Source organism: Bacillus sp. FSL W8-0629, from assembly GCF_038593225.1.
In the GTDB taxonomy this organism is placed as follows: Bacteria; Bacillota; Bacilli; order Bacillales; family Bacillaceae; genus Bacillus; species Bacillus altitudinis.
The window spans coordinates 3,562,310-3,577,406 of record NZ_CP151975.1; the positions used below are offsets into that span (position 1 = coordinate 3,562,310).

The following is a 15,097-nucleotide window of genomic DNA, read 5'->3' on the forward strand; positions in this document are numbered from 1 at the left end:
TTAACCCCTCCCTTTCTTTTTTAATAAATAGAGGAAGAAAGGTGCACCGATGCAGGCAAGCAAGATCCCTACAGGCAATTCAACCGGTGTAAACCAGACCCGTGCCGCTGTATCGGCAAAGACCACAAGCACGCCCCCTCCAAGCATTGAAATCGGCAGCAAATACCGGTAATCATCTCCGATTAAAAGACGGATAAAATGAGGCACAACAAGCCCGACAAATCCGATTAAACCACTGACACTGACAGCCGCTCCAGCTAAAAGAGCGGCCAGCACAATAAGGAAAAATCGGGTCCTTTCTACTCGAAGGCCCAATAGCTGAGCCGATTCATCGCCAAGCAAAAGGAGATTGGACGGTTTAATGGCGAAAAGACAAAGACATAATCCAGCCAGCGCATATGGCGACACAAAGCTAAGATGATGCCAACTCCGTCCGTTTAACCCCCCTGATAGAAAAGGCAAAACAGCCTGCACACGCTCACTATAAAGCACCATAAACCCATTCATCACCGCACCAAGCAGGGCATTGACGGCAACACCTGCCAAGATCAATTTAAGCGGGGAAACCCCTTGATCAAATGACAGCATATACACGACAAGAGCTGCTAATAAGGCGCCCAGAAAAGCAGCTGCCGGAAGCAAATACGTGAATTGCGGAAGAACAATCATGCTGAGTACAGCAGCTAACCCGCCGCCCGCAGTCACACCAATGATCCCAGGGTCAGCAAGTGGATTTCGGACAACTCCTTGTAAAATCGCCCCTGATGCCGCGAGACAGGCCCCAACGAGAAAACCAATGAGCACACGGGGCAGCCGTAAATCCATGACAATTTTTTCATGAACAGGCAGACCTGATCCCGTGAAGACAGCCATTAAATCCGTCAGCGACAATTGGACAGAACCTACCGCAAGTCCTAGACAGACGCCCACACATAAAGAGAGAAACAATCCTGGTAACAGCCATTTTCGTCTTGACTGCCTTTTTTGAAAATCTAGTTCTGCATTCATCTTCATGATGACAATCGCTTCAATTTCTTCTCTAATTCATCGATCGCTCTGATGACTTCTGCGCCTGGATTTGTCCCAAATAGGTCACTTGGCAGAATCTCAACGTGTCCATTTTTGACAGCTGATACATCGTGCCACGCCGCATTTTGCTTCATTTCACTCATAAAGCCTGCTTTGACATCTTCAGGATTGCTGTGTGTCATCAGCAAAATGAGATCCGGATCGGCCTCGATTACCTTTTCTGCATTGATTTGTGCATATTGCGGAAACTTCTCGAGTGCTGGTTCATTTTCAGCAATATTCGCCCCACCAGCGATCCGCAGCAGATCACCGCTTAAAGATTGTGGAAGTGCCGCCATATATGTGCCGGGCGCACCATATACAACGAGTGTCTTTATTTTTTTCTCAGGCTGCTTCACTTGCTTGATCCGCTGATCGATTTGAGCATTGAGCGCTTTGGCCTTTTGCTGTTTTCCAAGTAAATCACCAAATAAAGTAACTTGACGCTGGATGTCCTTCACTGAGTTGGCACTTGTCAAAAGAAGCTGTGAACCAATTCCTTCTATAGTAGAGATATCCTTGCTGTTTAATGATTCATTCCCAAGCACCACATCGGGCTTTAAACTCGTGATCAGCTCGACATCAAATTGATGGGTTGTGCCAATTGATTGTACGGACTTTGCCTTTTGTAGATTGTCTGGCAATTCGGCAGTTGGCCGGCCGACAACCTGACCACCTAGAGCATAAATGATGCTCATGTCGCCAGTTGACAACGAGACGATCCGTTCAGGTGATTCATGAAACGATAATGTTCTGCCGGCAAAATCCTGAATGTTGAGCGCACCTTGCCCGCTCCCATTCTCGACAGGCGCGGCCTGACTGCATCCGCCGAGGAGAAGCACGACGACGAGTCCTGCCCAAATCACATGTAAACATTTCAACCGTCTGTCTCTCCTTTTCTAGTAAACTTTCTTTAGCTTCGCCTGTACCACGAGACGCTTGTTTTTAGGTGCCAGCACGTGATCACAGGTCGATAATGTGAGAATCAAGTCATCTGTGGATACGTCTGTTTTCGTTTGATAGATGGACTTCTTACGCACAGCTTGCAAGTAGTGCGCATATTCACCAAGATCCTGAAAATCAGTCTGAATATAATCGAAATCGACTGTCGTCTCATACACAGCAAAAATCTCTGCTTCATAGCTTTGGTACAGCGTATCGTACTGAAATGTGCGATGATCTTGGAAGAAATCTTTTTTCAAATAGTTTGTGAGACCAGCAAACATAGACCCATCCCTCATCCGATGACCGTATAACACTGTATTGGGACTTTCATGCAAGACGTCATTACGATAATCCATAAAGATACTGCCTGCCCGTGTGTCATCCTTTACATAATTACGAGTTAAATAAAATGCATTATCGTTTGACTGAACAATTGGATACTGAATCATCGTGTCCTTCATATCAATCCAACCGACAATGTCTTGATTCACCTTTCGCAAATCATCAAATGACTGACGGATTTCTCCAGGTTTTCGCTGTTTCATTCCATCCTCGTGTGTGTAAAGTGTCTGAGCCTTTGCAAGCACCTGACGATTTTGATAATAGCCAAAGAGCTCCAAGCCAATGGCAGTACCGCTATATAGAAAAACACCTAAACAGACGATCGTCAGCATTCGCTGCCCGATCCTTTTCCCTCGTTTCACACTGTCTCACCTGCTTTTTGCACAACTTATATGCCTACAGGCACGATATACATCCCTGTTTCTGCATCCTGCTTAATTGTGACGGACACATGATAAATGTGCCGCACCATCTCTTCTGTTAACACATCATTTGGCCGTCCTTCGCGGATAATTTGTCCATCTTTCATGGCGATGATGACATCACTATAGCGAATCGCCTGATTCATATCGTGCAGGACCATCACGATGGTTAATCCATGCTCGACATTGAGCTCTCGAATGAGCTCCAGAATGTCAAATTGATAATACATATCCAAATAAGTCGTCGGTTCATCTAAGAAAAGGATCGGTGTTTTTTGCGCTAAAGCCATCGCAATCCATACACGTTGCCGTTCTCCACCTGACAATGAGGCGAGAGGCACCTTTCGCTTATCCGTCAGCTTTGTACAGGACAGTGCCCACTCAATTGCTTTCTCATCTTCTCCCTTGTCACTGCCGCGCATCGTCTGGTAGGGCGTTCTCCCAAATGCCACGACTCGTTCGATCGTTAAATCGAGCGGCGCTTCATTTTGCTGATGTACGACTGCCAGCTTTCTCGCGAGTTCCCTGGGCTTGAACGCATTCAGCTCTTGCCCATCTAAATGTATCTGTCCTTTATGTGGACAATGGTTATGTGCCATCAAAGAAAGTAACGTGGATTTGCCCGAGCCATTTGGACCGATAATGGTCGTAATTTTCCCTTTTTCGATGTGCGTGGTGACCGATTGAACAATATCCCTCTGCCGATCATAGGAAAACGACACCTCACGAATGTCCATGAAGACGATCCCCCCTTCTTAATAAAAAGATCAGAAACGGCCCGCCAATAACAGCCATGATTGTAGAAGCAGGGATTTCATTTGGTGCCACAAGCGTTCTGCCGAGCGTATCAGCCGTCAAAATGAGCAAGGCCCCGCTTAACGCAGAAAATGGAATCAGTACCCGATGGTCCGAGCCGACGAGCCTTCTAGAGATATGGGGAATGAGCAAACCGACAAAGGCAATCACGCCCGCTACCGCAGCAGTCACCGCTGCTAATAACACCGCCGTGATTGAAATCAAAAGGCGCATTCTGGTCACACGCAATCCTAAGTTTTTCGCCGTCTTATCTTGAAGGGCAAGCAAGTTACACCATCTGCTAAAGAAAAGCGCAACCACAAGCCCAATGACGCCATAGACACCGATTAAACGGACATCTCCCCACGTTTTCATCGTCAGATTCGACTGTCCCGACTGATTAATGGTGATATTGAAATAGCTGCAAATGGTCACAAACGCTTCTGCCATCCCTGTAAACATGGCATTGATGGCGATCCCCACCAAAATCATTCGAATCGGGCTTAAGCCGCCTTTCCAAGACAACACGTATACGAGGAAGCAGGCAATTGCCCCGCCTAAAACTGAAAATAAAGGAGAGTAGAAATAAAATTGAGGAAGCGCTGTAATCGCCATTAAAGAAAAGAAGCTAGCTCCCGATGAAATACCAATAACACCGGCATCTGCTAATGGATTCCTCATCACAGACTGCAAGAGGACACCGGAGACAGATAAAGCCGCCCCTGTAAACATCGCTATGAGCATGCGGGGGATTCTTAAATCTTTAATGATTTCTACCTGTGCATGTTGACCGGTCATAAGCCCTTCCAATAATTCAATTGGTGTAACATGAATGCTCCCCGTAATGGCGGAATAAATAAATACGCCGGCTAGTAAGAGACTGACTATCAGAAATAAAATCCCTGTTTTTTTCATCTTGAACGTCCTTTTATCATTAAGATTCGCCGCTTATGACGGATACAACATACGAGTCAATTCATCTAATGCCTCTCTTGCCTTTAAGTTGCCTGTTGTCCCGAATAAGCTTTCTTCTAGGTCGTACACCCGGTCTTGTTTGACCGCATGGAAATGTTTCCAGATGTCATTTGTTTTAAATTCTTGATCAAACATTTTGACGACTTCATCCGGCATCCCATGTGCAGCTCGGAGAATGATATCTGGATTGGCTTTTTGTAAATACTCCGTATTGGATGCCAAATACTCCATTTTCTCACCTTTTACGATGTTCTTTCCTCCTGCAATACGCACAAGATCACCGATATACGAATTCTCTGTTGCCACTAAATAACTGCCTGGTACACCAAGCAAAATGAGAACGGATGGCTTCGTCTTTCCCTTCGTTCTCTCTTGTATGTCTTTCTTTTTTTGTTCAAAATCATCCACAATGCGTTTCGCTTGTGTCTTTCTATCATATTTTTCTCCAAGCTTTGTGATGGCGTTCTCCATCTTGTCCAGGCTCTCAAGGTTGAGGTATGTCGCAGGGACAGAAGCTTGTTGAAAAGGCGTTTCTAAATCATATTGAAGGGTCGTGACAGACAGGACATCTGTCGGTTGAAGTGATTGGATGATTTCCATGTCTGGGCTCATTGGGTTACCGACTGCTGGGAGTCCTTTGTATCGAGCCGGCAAGGATTTTTGACTTGTTGGCACCCCGACAAGATCTACCTCTAGCGCATCCATGATCTCAGCAGCAGCTACAGTCGTTGCCACAATGCGGGCATTTGATGCTGCGCTTTTTTTGCCTTTCGCTGAGCTTTCAGCTGATTGTGAGCAGCCTGCTAAGAAGACGCACACACATAGAGCCGTGATCAGGGTACATAACATTCGATGCTTCAAAAAACAGAAGCCTCCTTTCGAAAAAAAGGAAGTGGATGCGCCGAGATGAATGGCGCACCTCACTTAAAATAGATTCTTTATCTTGTACGAGTTTGATACTTTCTGACGAGCACGAATAGTGATCCGCCGAATAAAAGAATGTACACCCAAAGAAGTGAAGTATCTCCTGTTTTTGGGTTCAGCTGACCTGTCTCAGACTTGGTTTGGTCATCTGATGGCGTAAAGGTCATCTGCTCTGCACCCGTTTCCTCAGGGGCGAGATTCGCAAGCTGGCTTGGTTGAGAATCGTGATCATTCGGATTTTTCACAAAGCCGATGCTCTCATCGTCTCCGATCACCGTCGCAATTCCGCTTCCTTCACCAAGTGAAATGCCTTTCGTATCATAGACAAGTTTGACATCGTACTGCTCATGATAATTGGCAGCTGGAATGTCAATTTTCACGCGTGCTGCCTGATCACTGCTTACACTTTTTGCTTCATATTGAATCACTCGTGTATCTGCTTTTTGATCAGTCTTTGCAACTAGCGTCTCTTCAAATTTACCGCCGGTTCCTACTTGGAACGACGTGATGGCTGAGCTGTTCTTCACAGTGTATGAAACGAAATGGCGGCCATTTTTCACCACCAATGTCGCAGGGCTCACGACGTAATCGTTCATGCGAGAAAGCTCATCTTTGTCTGCTTTCTTCATTGAGAAAGGAAGCTTGTACACCCCGTCTTTTAGCTGAACTGTCTCTTGATTCGTTCCGCCGTTCGTTGTGTCTGGTGCTGGTTTATTTGGTTTTGGTGTTTCTGGTGTAGCCGGTGTTTCTTCCTCTATTTGACCGTCCTTCAGTGGAACGATACTTTTTGAATCAAATTGAAAACGAATATCGTACGTTTGATCATAGTGAGCGGCTGCTACCACAATGTGTACTTTTCCGTTAACTGCTTTTTTCAGATCAGACACTTCAAATGAAACCACTCTTGTGTTCTTTGCTTGATCTGTGCTCACGTTTTTCACTTCTTGATAAGAACCGTTTTTCTCTATTTTCAAAGAATCAACTGACGTATGATCCTTCACCGTAAAGGAAACGGTTTGCGTTCCATTTTTAACGGTTAACGATGCTGGATGTGAGAAGTATTGGCTCATCCGAGATGCCTCATCCTCATCGCCCTTCAGCACACTGTAGTTGATACGATACACACCATCTTTTAATTGGTTCTGCGGTGAATCAACTGGTGTTGTGCCGTTGTTATTGTCTGGCGTTTCCGGCTGATCGTCTGGTGTTGTGCCGTTTTGATCATCCGGCTTTGTTTCGCTGTCACCTGGTGTCGTACCACTTTGATCATCTGGTGTTGTTTCACTGTCGCCTGGCGTCGTACCGTTTTGATCATCTGGTGTTGTTTCACTATCGTCTGGCTTCGCAGGCGTGACAAGTGTGAGACTGCTCTCGTCGAAAGCGATCTGTACGTCATACGCCTCATCATAAATAAAGCCGCCTAAGTCCCAGTAAATTTTGACCCAGCCATTTAATTTGGCTGATACATCGGCTACATCAAATTTGATCACACGCGTATTCGCTGTCTCATCTTCACTGACCGTTTCAGTGGTGACGAGAGAGCCATTTTGTTCGACCTTGAAATCTGTGATTTCTTTGCTTTGCTTCAGCGTCAAATAGGCAGTCGTCTTGCCATTTTCGATGATGAGCTTAGCTGGCTTTTCTGTATACGTATCCATCATGGATGCTTCAGTGCTGCCATTTTTTAAAATGGTGAATCCGGCCGTATATTCACCATCAACCAATGATGCCGCCTGAGCCGTTCCTTGAGGCAGCTGAAACGCAGTCAACAAACTGAATAAAACGAGCAGAATAGCTGTCTGTAGATGAAAAAGACGTTTCAAAAGATGACACTTCCTTCCGTTAATGCTTGATGATCCACTTTCTCGCTAAAAACCCGCCTGAACATAAGACAAGCACAAGGAGCCATCCCATCTGGCTTGTATCACCAGTTTGAGGATTTTCTTCTTGTTTTGTTTTGGTGGATGAATCAGTTGTTTTGGTTGTTTCTTTTGATGATTCTTGATGTTTTGCTGCACCTGCTGTTTCTTTTGAACTGTCAGAAGAAAGTGACTTGATGCTGCTTTCATCGAATTTCAGTTGGATGGTATAGTCATGATCATAATCAGCCGATTTGACTGTGACATGGATTTTTGACTTGATTGGTTTAGACAAACTCTGTGCTTGGAATTGAACAAGCCTTGTATTGGCTTTCTTATTCGTTGATAGAACCGTCGTATCGACATAGCCGCCATTTCCCGGCACTTTAAATTCCGTTACCCAGCTGCTGTTTTTAATGGTCATTTGAACCGTTAGCTTGCCATTTTTCACGATCACTTTTGCCGGCTTCAGCCAGTAATCATTTGCCATCGAAACTGCAGTTCCTTCCGCCTTCATCACAGTGTAATTGACGGAGTATGTACCATCATTTAATGAGGCAGCCTGTGCATTTGAAAAAGGCAGTATAAGTGCCAGCAGCAATGCAGCCATGAAGGCTGGCATCCTAATCCATTTTTTCATCAAACGAATTTCCTCCCTTTTTATTGAACAGTTGCTGCATCAAACTTGACGCGAATATCGTAATTGCCTGTATATCCAATGACCGGTACAGTCACACTCACTTTAGCTGGTACAACATCTGTCAGGCTGTTGACATTGAACTCTACCGTTCTCTTATTAGCAGCTGTGTTTGTACTGATCACCTTCGCATCTTTGTAGACACCTTGATCCAATGTTTTAAAGCTTGTAATCCAAGAGCTGTTCGTTAACGTGACTTGCGCTTTGATTTTTCCGTCCTTCACAACAAGCTTAGCTGGTTTTTCAAAATACGTATTTGCTGTTGACGTTGAATCACTGTCTGCTTTCCATACCACATATTGTGCTGAATATTGACCATCTGCTAAACCTGCTGCTGAGGCAGAGCTAACCGGGGCTAGAGCAAACAATAGAACAAAGCTAAAGAATAATAAGACGTGTGATGCTGAACGAAGTGATTTCATATATATCCTCCTAATTGATATTGATAATTATTCTCAATAGACAATAAAAAAAATAACCTTTATCAGCGTATGAATCACACTCACAAATGATTATGATAATCATTATCAATTGAGTTCAAAAAATAAATCTTTGCTTTCGACAAGTCAAAGATGTCTGTTGCTACATGATGTAGTGATACACGGTTTAGGTAATCTGTCCCATTCATGATACCATGGCATAACCTCCCCATTCCATTACAGGGAAAAGAACCCTCTTCTCCTTGATATTATATGATGAATGAAATTATTGTCAACATCATTTTTCATACTATTGACTTAGATTTCTGGAAAATCACAAAAAAAATCGATCAGGGACACTGATCGAAATCGATTAAGAAGGGACATGTTCACCCTTTTCACTATTTTTGCGCTCTAAAGACCAAGCATACATTTCCCGTATGACTGGTTCAATTTTCTTTCCTTGTTCTGTTAGTTCATATTCAATCCGCACGGGAATGTCGGGATATACTTTTTTCTCAACAAGGCCTTCAGCTTCTAAATCTTTCAGCCTTTCTGATAATAACCGTCCGCTGATGTTCATTTCATTTTCTAGCTGACAAAAACGTTTTGGCCCTGTCAAAAGCTGATTGATGATCAGAATCACCCACTTCTTCCCTAAAATCTCCATGGCATCTGTAATTGGGCAGCCATCTACTTGAGCCATACTTTACTCCCTCCTGCTTTTCTCTACTTTTTTTCATTATAACATAATTAATTACTTGAAATAAGTCACTAACTATTATATAGTTTAGTTACTAAAAGTAACAAGGTAATCATTTTATCAATTTTCAATAAACCATTGAACATGCAGATGCATATAACATGAAGGAGATGACCGAGCTTTGAATACAATAGAGCAGGTAAGATTAGGTGTAACAGAATTACATGTGTCCAGCTTTGAGCGTTCTTTGCCTTTTTATACAGACATTTTAGGTTTTACTTTATTAGAACAGACGGATTCTACTGTCACGCTTGGCAGCAACGCAAAGGAACCAATCCTTGTGCTGAAAGAAGATGTGCAGCTGAAAGAGAAGCCGGATCATGAGCCAGGACTTTATCATTTTGCGGTTTTATTACCTACCAGAAAAAACCTGGGCACATGGCTGGCGCATGTGATCAAAAAAGGCTATCCTTTAATTGGAGCAAGCGATCACTTTTTCAGTGAAGCCATTTATTTAAGTGATCCAGATGGAATCGGCGTCGAAATTTATGCTGATCGTCCTCAGGACATATGGGTAGGTGAGCATGGAGAAGTGAAAGGTGGCGGAAATGCTCCGCTTGATGGAGATGGTCTCCTGCAAGAAGCCGCTGATTCCACCTGGGAAGGACTCCCGGCTGGTACAGTCATGGGACACTTGCATTTCCATCTCAACCCAGAAGAAGCCGATTCCTTTTATGTGAACACGCTCGGTTTTCATATCCGAATGGCTCCCCCAGCCAGCTTATTCGTTGCTGGTGGCGTCTATCATCACCACCTTGCCTTTAATGCATGGGGACGCGGGAGAAAAGGAGCCATTGATCCACGTTTTTCAGGAATTAGAAGCTATACACTGGTTTTCCCAAAAGAAGACGATAGAACATCCGTCGTCGAACGTCTGACAAAAGCAGGCGTTCACATGAACACGACAGGAAAAAGTAACGAATTTATTGATCCATTTGGCGTTCTCGTTCGTTTACAGATTGAAGAAACAGACAAAAAAGAAGGTGCAGAATATGGACAAACACACAGAGGTTAAAACAGCCATTTTAAAAGATAAAATCAAACGAGTACAGCAAGAAGACGGATTTATATATATCACTGGACCTATTAAACTGCCAGTGAATTTAGACGGTAGAACGGTCATGTTTAACTGGTATTCATGGTTAAAAGATGACGGGAAAGAACCATTATCAGATGAAGCTTTAATCGAAAGCCTTTCCTCCCGTGAGCTTGCAGATCACCAGCAATCAAGTGTCCTTGTTTACGGAGATTTCGAACATGCTGATGAAGCGCTGATCCGCATGCATTCCATCTGCCACACCGGCGATATTTTCGGAAGCAAACGCTGCGATTGCGGGTTCCAATTGAAACAGTCTATGCGGATGATTGAGGACAATGGAGCAGGCGCACTGTTTTATTTAGCCAACCATGAAGGACGCGGGATCGGTCTTTTCAGTAAAGCCATGGCCTACATCTTGCAAGAAAACGGCTACGATACAGTAGAAGCAAACGAAGCACTAGGCTTTGAAGATGATACACGTCAATATGAAGAAGCGATTGCTGTTCTTCAAACGTTGCGTACAAAGCCAGTCAGACTTATTACCAATAATCCGAAAAAGACCGATGCTATCAGTCATGCAGGCCTTTCTCTTTCTGGACGGATTCCTCTTTGGGGTGATGTCTCTGAGTTCAATGAAAAATACTTGCAGACAAAAATTAACCGCTCAGGCCATATGAAGGCGGATCAAGAGGTGCGTACGATTGCCACATCATGAGCGATATATGAAACTAGCCCTTAAAAATGCCGAAGCAATGAAAGGTCAGACATCTCCCAATCCGCTCGTCGGGGCTGTGATTGTGCGAGAAAATGAAATTGTTGGGGTCGGGGCGCATATGAAGGCCGGCGAACCACATGCAGAAATCCATGCGCTCAAAATGGCTGGAGATAAGGCAAAAGGTGCCACGATCTATGTGACACTAGAGCCTTGTTCCCACCATGGCCGCACAGGCCCATGCGCTGAAGCACTTGTGAAAGCTGGCGTCGAAACTGTTGTCGTGGCGGCACTTGATCCGAATCCGCTGGTCGCTGGCCGCGGGATTGCCATTTTACAAGACGCTGGCATACAAGTTATCACGGGCGTACTTGAACAGGAATCCATTCTGATGAATGAAGTATTTAATCACTTTATTACGAAAAAAACACCTTTCGTGACGCTCAAAGCGGGCATTACGTTAGACGGAAAAATTGCATCTGCTACGTCTGACAGCAAGTGGATTACATCAGAGACGTCCCGTTATGATGCACATCACATTCGCAGTATCAACGATGCCATCTTGGTCGGTGCGCAAACCGTCATTCACGACGATCCTTCATTAACAGCACGGATTCCAAACGGTCATCATCCAATTCGAATTGTCTTAGACTCTAAGCTGTCTATCCCGCTGACAGCAAAGGTGGTCACAGATCAAATGGCGCCAACATGGATCTTTACAACAAAACAAGCCAATGAAGAAAAACGAGCCGCTTTAGAAGCAGCTGGCGTCAGCGTCATCATGACGGATAGCGATATCCGAGTGCCCTTACAAGAAGTACTTCAAGTGCTTGGAGAAAGAAATATCTCCTCCCTGATGATTGAAGGCGGCGGACAAATCAATGCCTCATTTTTAGAACAGCAGCTTGTCGATAAACTCGTCATCTACATGGCACCCAAGCTCATTGGCGGTCGACTCTCTCCTTCTTTTTTCGGAGGCGAAGGCATACGCCTCATGAGTGATGCAATTGAACTGGATCAACTCTCTCTTGAACCACTCGGAAAAGATATAAAGATAACGGGTTATCCTGTTTATCAATAAACAACAAAGCTTGTAGATTGAGTCTGCAAGCTTTTTTCTCATCATTGAATTTGAGGTGATTAAATTGAACATCAAAGGAATAAACCATTTATTATTTTCTGTTTCTGATTTAGAGACATCTATTGATTTTTACACAAAGGTCTTTAATGCCAAATTGTTAACAAAGGGCAGAACGACAGCTTACTTCGATTTGAACGGCCTGTGGCTTGCCCTCAATGTAGAAAAAGACATTCCTCGTCAAGACATCCATCACTCTTACACACACATCGCTTTTTCTATTGATGAGGAGGATGTAGATCCAATGTATAACAAACTAAAAGATTTGAACGTCAACATCTTACCAAGCCGGCCAAGAGACGAAAGAGATCAGAAGTCGATTTATTTCACAGACCCTGATGGACATAAATTTGAATTTCATACAGGAACCTTGAAAGATCGATTGGATTATTACAAACTAGAGAAAACGCATATAGAGTTTTATGAATGAAACGCAAAGAAAAACAGAGAAGAAACAACAAGGTGCTATTCGTCATTAAATAGGAAAGATGGTAAAATATACATAGAAACGTGTTGCAAACGATAGTCCTCCCCCCTTCCATACTAAAGGTGTTTTTATGCCTAGAAAGGAGGGGTCAGTTTGAGAACAAAACTTGTGCGTTCACGCGTTGAAAGACGCAAAAACAAAAAGAAAAAAGCTTGTACCTGTAAGTACAAGCTTTGGTTCCTTATCTTAAATTCAATCCGAACTCTAGTCCAGTTCATCATATGGATTTTAGATAAGAGAACATTCTGAATGAACCCTTAAGATGATAATGAAAAATAAAGCGGCACCTTCATTACCCCTAGTCAAGGTAATGCTGGTTCTATCTCGTTTCTGTTTTTTGGAGGGCTGCTTTATTTTTTCATATTATTTCAGTGTATTCCTCACATTTTAAATTTATACATAGAAAAAGCACACGGTAGTCAGCCGAGTGCCCAAATTAAATTTCTTTTCAGTTGTATGGTGAACGTTCAAGAAATTCACCTTGAAGCTCTCGTGCTTCAGTTTGAAAACTAGTTCAACTTAGTCCGAGTTGAACAAAAAACTTGTGCAACAATATGTTACCATAAGTAACAATTTGTTACCATAGTTAAGCTTATTTTTTAATCTTACTTATCCATTTCAAATTCAGAATTCTCATTATTTCAAATAAATTATACAGCTTTTTGTTATGCAATGAATCAAATAAACTGAACAACACTCAAATTAACTTTCAAGTATAATAACCAATAACCTGTACTTTTCTTCTAACCCCTCCTACTTTCTATTGGCAACTGTAAGACCTTATTTAATTAAATAAAAAAGAATCAGTATATAAAAAACTGATTCCTTCTGCATACATTTATCTCAAACAAATCGTATTTAATCCACGAAACGTGTCGTAAAATGTTTCATGTGAAACATCTGTGATCTAATATTGATCAATTTCCCTCTATCAGCCTGCCAAAGCTTTCGGGTGAAAGTCCTGGTGAAATGCGCAGGCGGTGTAAGGACATCATGCCTTGTTCCTTTTTCGCATGTCCTGGTTCAGTGGTCACAGCCATTTCATATCCTGCTTCCTTCGCCAGCTTCAGTGTGTCTTCGTTATAGCGACCGACCGGATAGCTGACCATGATCGTTTGTTGAGAAAACCGCTGGTCAAAGAATACCTTCGATCCTTTTAATTCTTCTTCCTGCTGCTTCTGTGTTAAACGATTGAGTTCTAAATGATGAATGGTATGACTCTCTATTGAAATACCATGCGACATCATATCATCCATTTGAGCATCGGTTAAATGATGCGGACGGCCAATGGACTGCTCGATCATAAAAATCGTGGCTTTCATTCCATATTCCTTTAAAATCGGAAATGCCTTTGTGTAGTTATCCGTGTATCCATCGTCAAATGTGATAAGAACATACTTTTCACTTGGTGTCGAATTGGTCGCGAGAACTTGATATGCCTCTTTCGGCGACAGCGTGACATAGCCGTTGTCTTTCAGCCATTTCATATGAGCCGCAAATTCGCTTTTTGGCACACGTAACGAATTACCGCTGGAAATACTGTGATACATCAAGATTGGAAGCGCAACGGGTTCCTTTTGCTGAATCCAGTTTTGTTTGTCTATCTCTGCCGCTTCAATTTGCTGCGTTTCTGTTGTTTCTTTCGTTTGTACTTGACCCTTTACCTCTTTGATGGCTTGCTGGTTTCCTTCTGTTTGCTGTTTCGTACCCATACAGCCCGAAATGAGCAGCATGACTACACCAACTGCAAGCCACATACATGTTTTTTTCATTCACCAATCCTGCTTTCTCTTTATCTACCGAATGATTATAACAGAAATTGGTTAATAACTGATATCTATTTTGACAGGGTATTCATTTTTTTACACATTTCGATCATTTCAATGGCAAGCAGATGGATGGTCTCTGTTGTGAGCATTTGGTCTTCTGCATGTATGAGCAGTAAAGAAAAGGGAAGCTGTTCCCCCGCCGCCTCTTTTTGTATCAGCGACAAGTGCAGGTCATGGATGCTTCGAAACGCTTCCTCCCCTTTTTCAATCAACTGCTGTGCTGCTTCAAAGTCATCCGCTCTTGCTAGACGAATGGCTTCTACATAATGGCTTCGTGCCTCACCTGCATGGGCAATGATTTGAAAGGCCGCTCCCTGCATTTCCTCTAATACCGTCATCTGCTTCTCCTCCGATTGCTCAAGATTCATTTGCTAGTTTCAGTGCATGTTCTAGAATTTTTTCTCCATTCGCTGTTCCATATAATCTTACATTTACCACATCGACAGGTATATGATAAGGTGCCGCTGTTTTTTCTGCTGCCTTTCTCATAAAGCTAACTTGCGGTCCTAGCAAAATGACCTTTACATCGTCCCCATGCTCTTCTAATTCGTCCGCAATGGCCCCTTCAGGTATCGCATAAATTTCATAATCCAGCCCTTTTCCTTCTGCGGCTGCCTTCATTTTAGATACCACAATCGACGTCGACATTCCTGCTGCACAAGCGAGAATGATTCGCTTCATAT

At 43.3% G+C, this 15,097-nt stretch carries 17 protein-coding genes; 4 read left to right on the forward strand and 13 right to left on the reverse strand.

The genetic code is table 11. From position 1 onward, the window contains the following. From NSQ17_RS18470 to NSQ17_RS18515, 10 genes are all read right to left on the reverse strand, one after another. Positions 1-1,014, reverse strand: coding sequence for an iron ABC transporter permease (locus tag NSQ17_RS18470; protein WP_342467674.1), 1,014 nt, complete (start codon positions 1,012-1,014; stop codon positions 1-3). Beyond that, complete coding sequence (locus NSQ17_RS18475; protein WP_335350512.1) at positions 1,011-1,949, reverse strand: ABC transporter substrate-binding protein; 939 nt, start codon at positions 1,947-1,949, stop codon at positions 1,011-1,013. The genes NSQ17_RS18470 and NSQ17_RS18475 overlap by 4 nt, the downstream gene beginning before the upstream one ends. Before the next feature lie 18 nt (positions 1,950-1,967). Beyond that, a complete protein-coding gene (gene srtB, locus NSQ17_RS18480; RefSeq protein ID WP_168948368.1) occupies positions 1,968-2,717 on the reverse strand; it encodes a class B sortase in 750 nt (249 codons plus the stop codon). A gap of 26 nt (positions 2,718-2,743) precedes the next feature. Then, positions 2,744-3,514 (reverse strand): ABC transporter ATP-binding protein, encoded by a 771-nt coding sequence (locus tag NSQ17_RS18485; protein ID WP_144679038.1) that lies wholly within the window; start codon positions 3,512-3,514, stop codon positions 2,744-2,746. Continuing rightward, positions 3,501-4,487 carry an iron ABC transporter permease gene (locus NSQ17_RS18490; RefSeq protein WP_007497915.1) on the reverse strand — a complete coding sequence of 329 codons (987 nt, stop codon included), beginning with the start codon at positions 4,485-4,487 and terminating at the stop codon, positions 3,501-3,503. The genes NSQ17_RS18485 and NSQ17_RS18490 overlap by 14 nt, the downstream gene beginning before the upstream one ends. 33 nt (positions 4,488-4,520) lie before the next feature. Further along, the gene (gene isdE, locus NSQ17_RS18495) at positions 4,521-5,408 is read right to left on the reverse strand and encodes a heme ABC transporter substrate-binding protein IsdE (RefSeq protein ID WP_024719524.1); all 888 of its coding nucleotides are present in this window, start codon (positions 5,406-5,408) and stop codon (positions 4,521-4,523) included. Between the two features lie 77 nt (positions 5,409-5,485). Continuing rightward, positions 5,486-7,294, reverse strand: coding sequence for an NEAT domain-containing protein (locus NSQ17_RS18500; RefSeq protein WP_342467675.1), 1,809 nt, complete (start codon positions 7,292-7,294; stop codon positions 5,486-5,488). Between the two features lie 19 nt (positions 7,295-7,313). Next, the gene (gene isdC, locus NSQ17_RS18505) at positions 7,314-7,970 is read right to left on the reverse strand and encodes a heme uptake protein IsdC (protein ID WP_110487238.1); all 657 of its coding nucleotides are present in this window, start codon (positions 7,968-7,970) and stop codon (positions 7,314-7,316) included. Between the two features lie 20 nt (positions 7,971-7,990). Further along, entirely contained in the window at positions 7,991-8,449 is a 459-nt protein-coding gene (locus NSQ17_RS18510; RefSeq protein ID WP_007497924.1) for an NEAT domain-containing protein, read from the reverse strand. 370 nt (positions 8,450-8,819) lie between these two features. Then, the gene (locus NSQ17_RS18515; protein WP_007497926.1) at positions 8,820-9,152 is read right to left on the reverse strand and encodes a helix-turn-helix domain-containing protein; all 333 of its coding nucleotides are present in this window, start codon (positions 9,150-9,152) and stop codon (positions 8,820-8,822) included. Positions 9,153-9,330: 178 nt separating this feature from the next. Here NSQ17_RS18515 and NSQ17_RS18520 point away from each other — a divergent pair, with 178 nt between their 5' ends. The 4 genes from NSQ17_RS18520 to fosM all read left to right on the forward strand — a co-directional run bounded on the left by NSQ17_RS18520 (position 9,331) and on the right by fosM (position 12,528). Next, positions 9,331-10,224, forward strand: a complete 894-nt coding sequence (locus tag NSQ17_RS18520) for a VOC family protein (RefSeq protein WP_249855508.1) — start codon at positions 9,331-9,333, stop codon at positions 10,222-10,224. Further along, positions 10,202-10,963, forward strand: coding sequence for a GTP cyclohydrolase II (locus NSQ17_RS18525; protein WP_008345606.1), 762 nt, complete (start codon positions 10,202-10,204; stop codon positions 10,961-10,963). Before NSQ17_RS18520 ends, NSQ17_RS18525 begins: the two co-directional genes overlap by 23 nt. Next, on the forward strand, positions 10,950-12,041 hold the full coding sequence (gene ribD, locus NSQ17_RS18530) for a bifunctional diaminohydroxyphosphoribosylaminopyrimidine deaminase/5-amino-6-(5-phosphoribosylamino)uracil reductase RibD (RefSeq protein ID WP_268361254.1): 1,092 nt from the start codon (positions 10,950-10,952) through the stop codon (positions 12,039-12,041). Before NSQ17_RS18525 ends, ribD begins: the two co-directional genes overlap by 14 nt. Positions 12,042-12,105: 64 nt before the next feature. After that, complete coding sequence (gene fosM, locus NSQ17_RS18535) at positions 12,106-12,528, forward strand: FosM family fosfomycin resistance protein (protein WP_047946573.1); 423 nt, start codon at positions 12,106-12,108, stop codon at positions 12,526-12,528. Positions 12,529-13,502: 974 nt separating this feature from the next. Here fosM and NSQ17_RS18540 read toward each other — a convergent pair. The 3 genes from NSQ17_RS18540 to NSQ17_RS18550 all read right to left on the reverse strand — a co-directional run bounded on the left by NSQ17_RS18540 (position 13,503) and on the right by NSQ17_RS18550 (position 15,095). After that, positions 13,503-14,357: a polysaccharide deacetylase family protein gene (locus NSQ17_RS18540; RefSeq protein WP_342467676.1), complete on the reverse strand. Its 855-nt coding sequence runs from the start codon at positions 14,355-14,357 to the stop codon at positions 13,503-13,505. 65 nt (positions 14,358-14,422) lie between these two features. After that, positions 14,423-14,752, reverse strand: a complete 330-nt coding sequence (locus NSQ17_RS18545; RefSeq protein WP_008345614.1) for a PTS lactose/cellobiose transporter subunit IIA — start codon at positions 14,750-14,752, stop codon at positions 14,423-14,425. Positions 14,753-14,771: 19 nt separating this feature from the next. Next, a complete protein-coding gene (locus NSQ17_RS18550) occupies positions 14,772-15,095 on the reverse strand; it encodes a PTS sugar transporter subunit IIB (protein WP_008345616.1) in 324 nt (107 codons plus the stop codon). Between the last annotated feature and the right edge of the window lie 2 nt (positions 15,096-15,097).

Coding starts and splice junctions, on each gene's coding strand:
- NSQ17_RS18490 (WP_007497915.1), bottom strand. CDS start 4,487: ATGAAAAAAACAGGGATTTTATTTCTGATAGTCAGTCTCTTACTAGCC.
- NSQ17_RS18470 (WP_342467674.1), bottom strand. CDS start 1,014: ATGAAGATGAATGCAGAACTAGATTTTCAAAAAAGGCAGTCAAGACGA.
- NSQ17_RS18515 (WP_007497926.1), bottom strand. CDS start 9,152: ATGGCTCAAGTAGATGGCTGCCCAATTACAGATGCCATGGAGATTTTA.
- NSQ17_RS18540 (WP_342467676.1), bottom strand. CDS start 14,357: ATGAAAAAAACATGTATGTGGCTTGCAGTTGGTGTAGTCATGCTGCTC.
- NSQ17_RS18545 (WP_008345614.1), bottom strand. CDS start 14,752: ATGACGGTATTAGAGGAAATGCAGGGAGCGGCCTTTCAAATCATTGCC.
- NSQ17_RS18510 (WP_007497924.1), bottom strand. CDS start 8,449: ATGAAATCACTTCGTTCAGCATCACACGTCTTATTATTCTTTAGCTTT.
- NSQ17_RS18485 (WP_144679038.1), bottom strand. CDS start 3,514: ATGGACATTCGTGAGGTGTCGTTTTCCTATGATCGGCAGAGGGATATT.
- NSQ17_RS18550 (WP_008345616.1), bottom strand. CDS start 15,095: ATGAAGCGAATCATTCTCGCTTGTGCAGCAGGAATGTCGACGTCGATT.
- NSQ17_RS18525 (WP_008345606.1), top strand. CDS start 10,202: ATGGACAAACACACAGAGGTTAAAACAGCCATTTTAAAAGATAAAATC.
- isdC (WP_110487238.1), bottom strand. CDS start 7,970: ATGAAAAAATGGATTAGGATGCCAGCCTTCATGGCTGCATTGCTGCTG.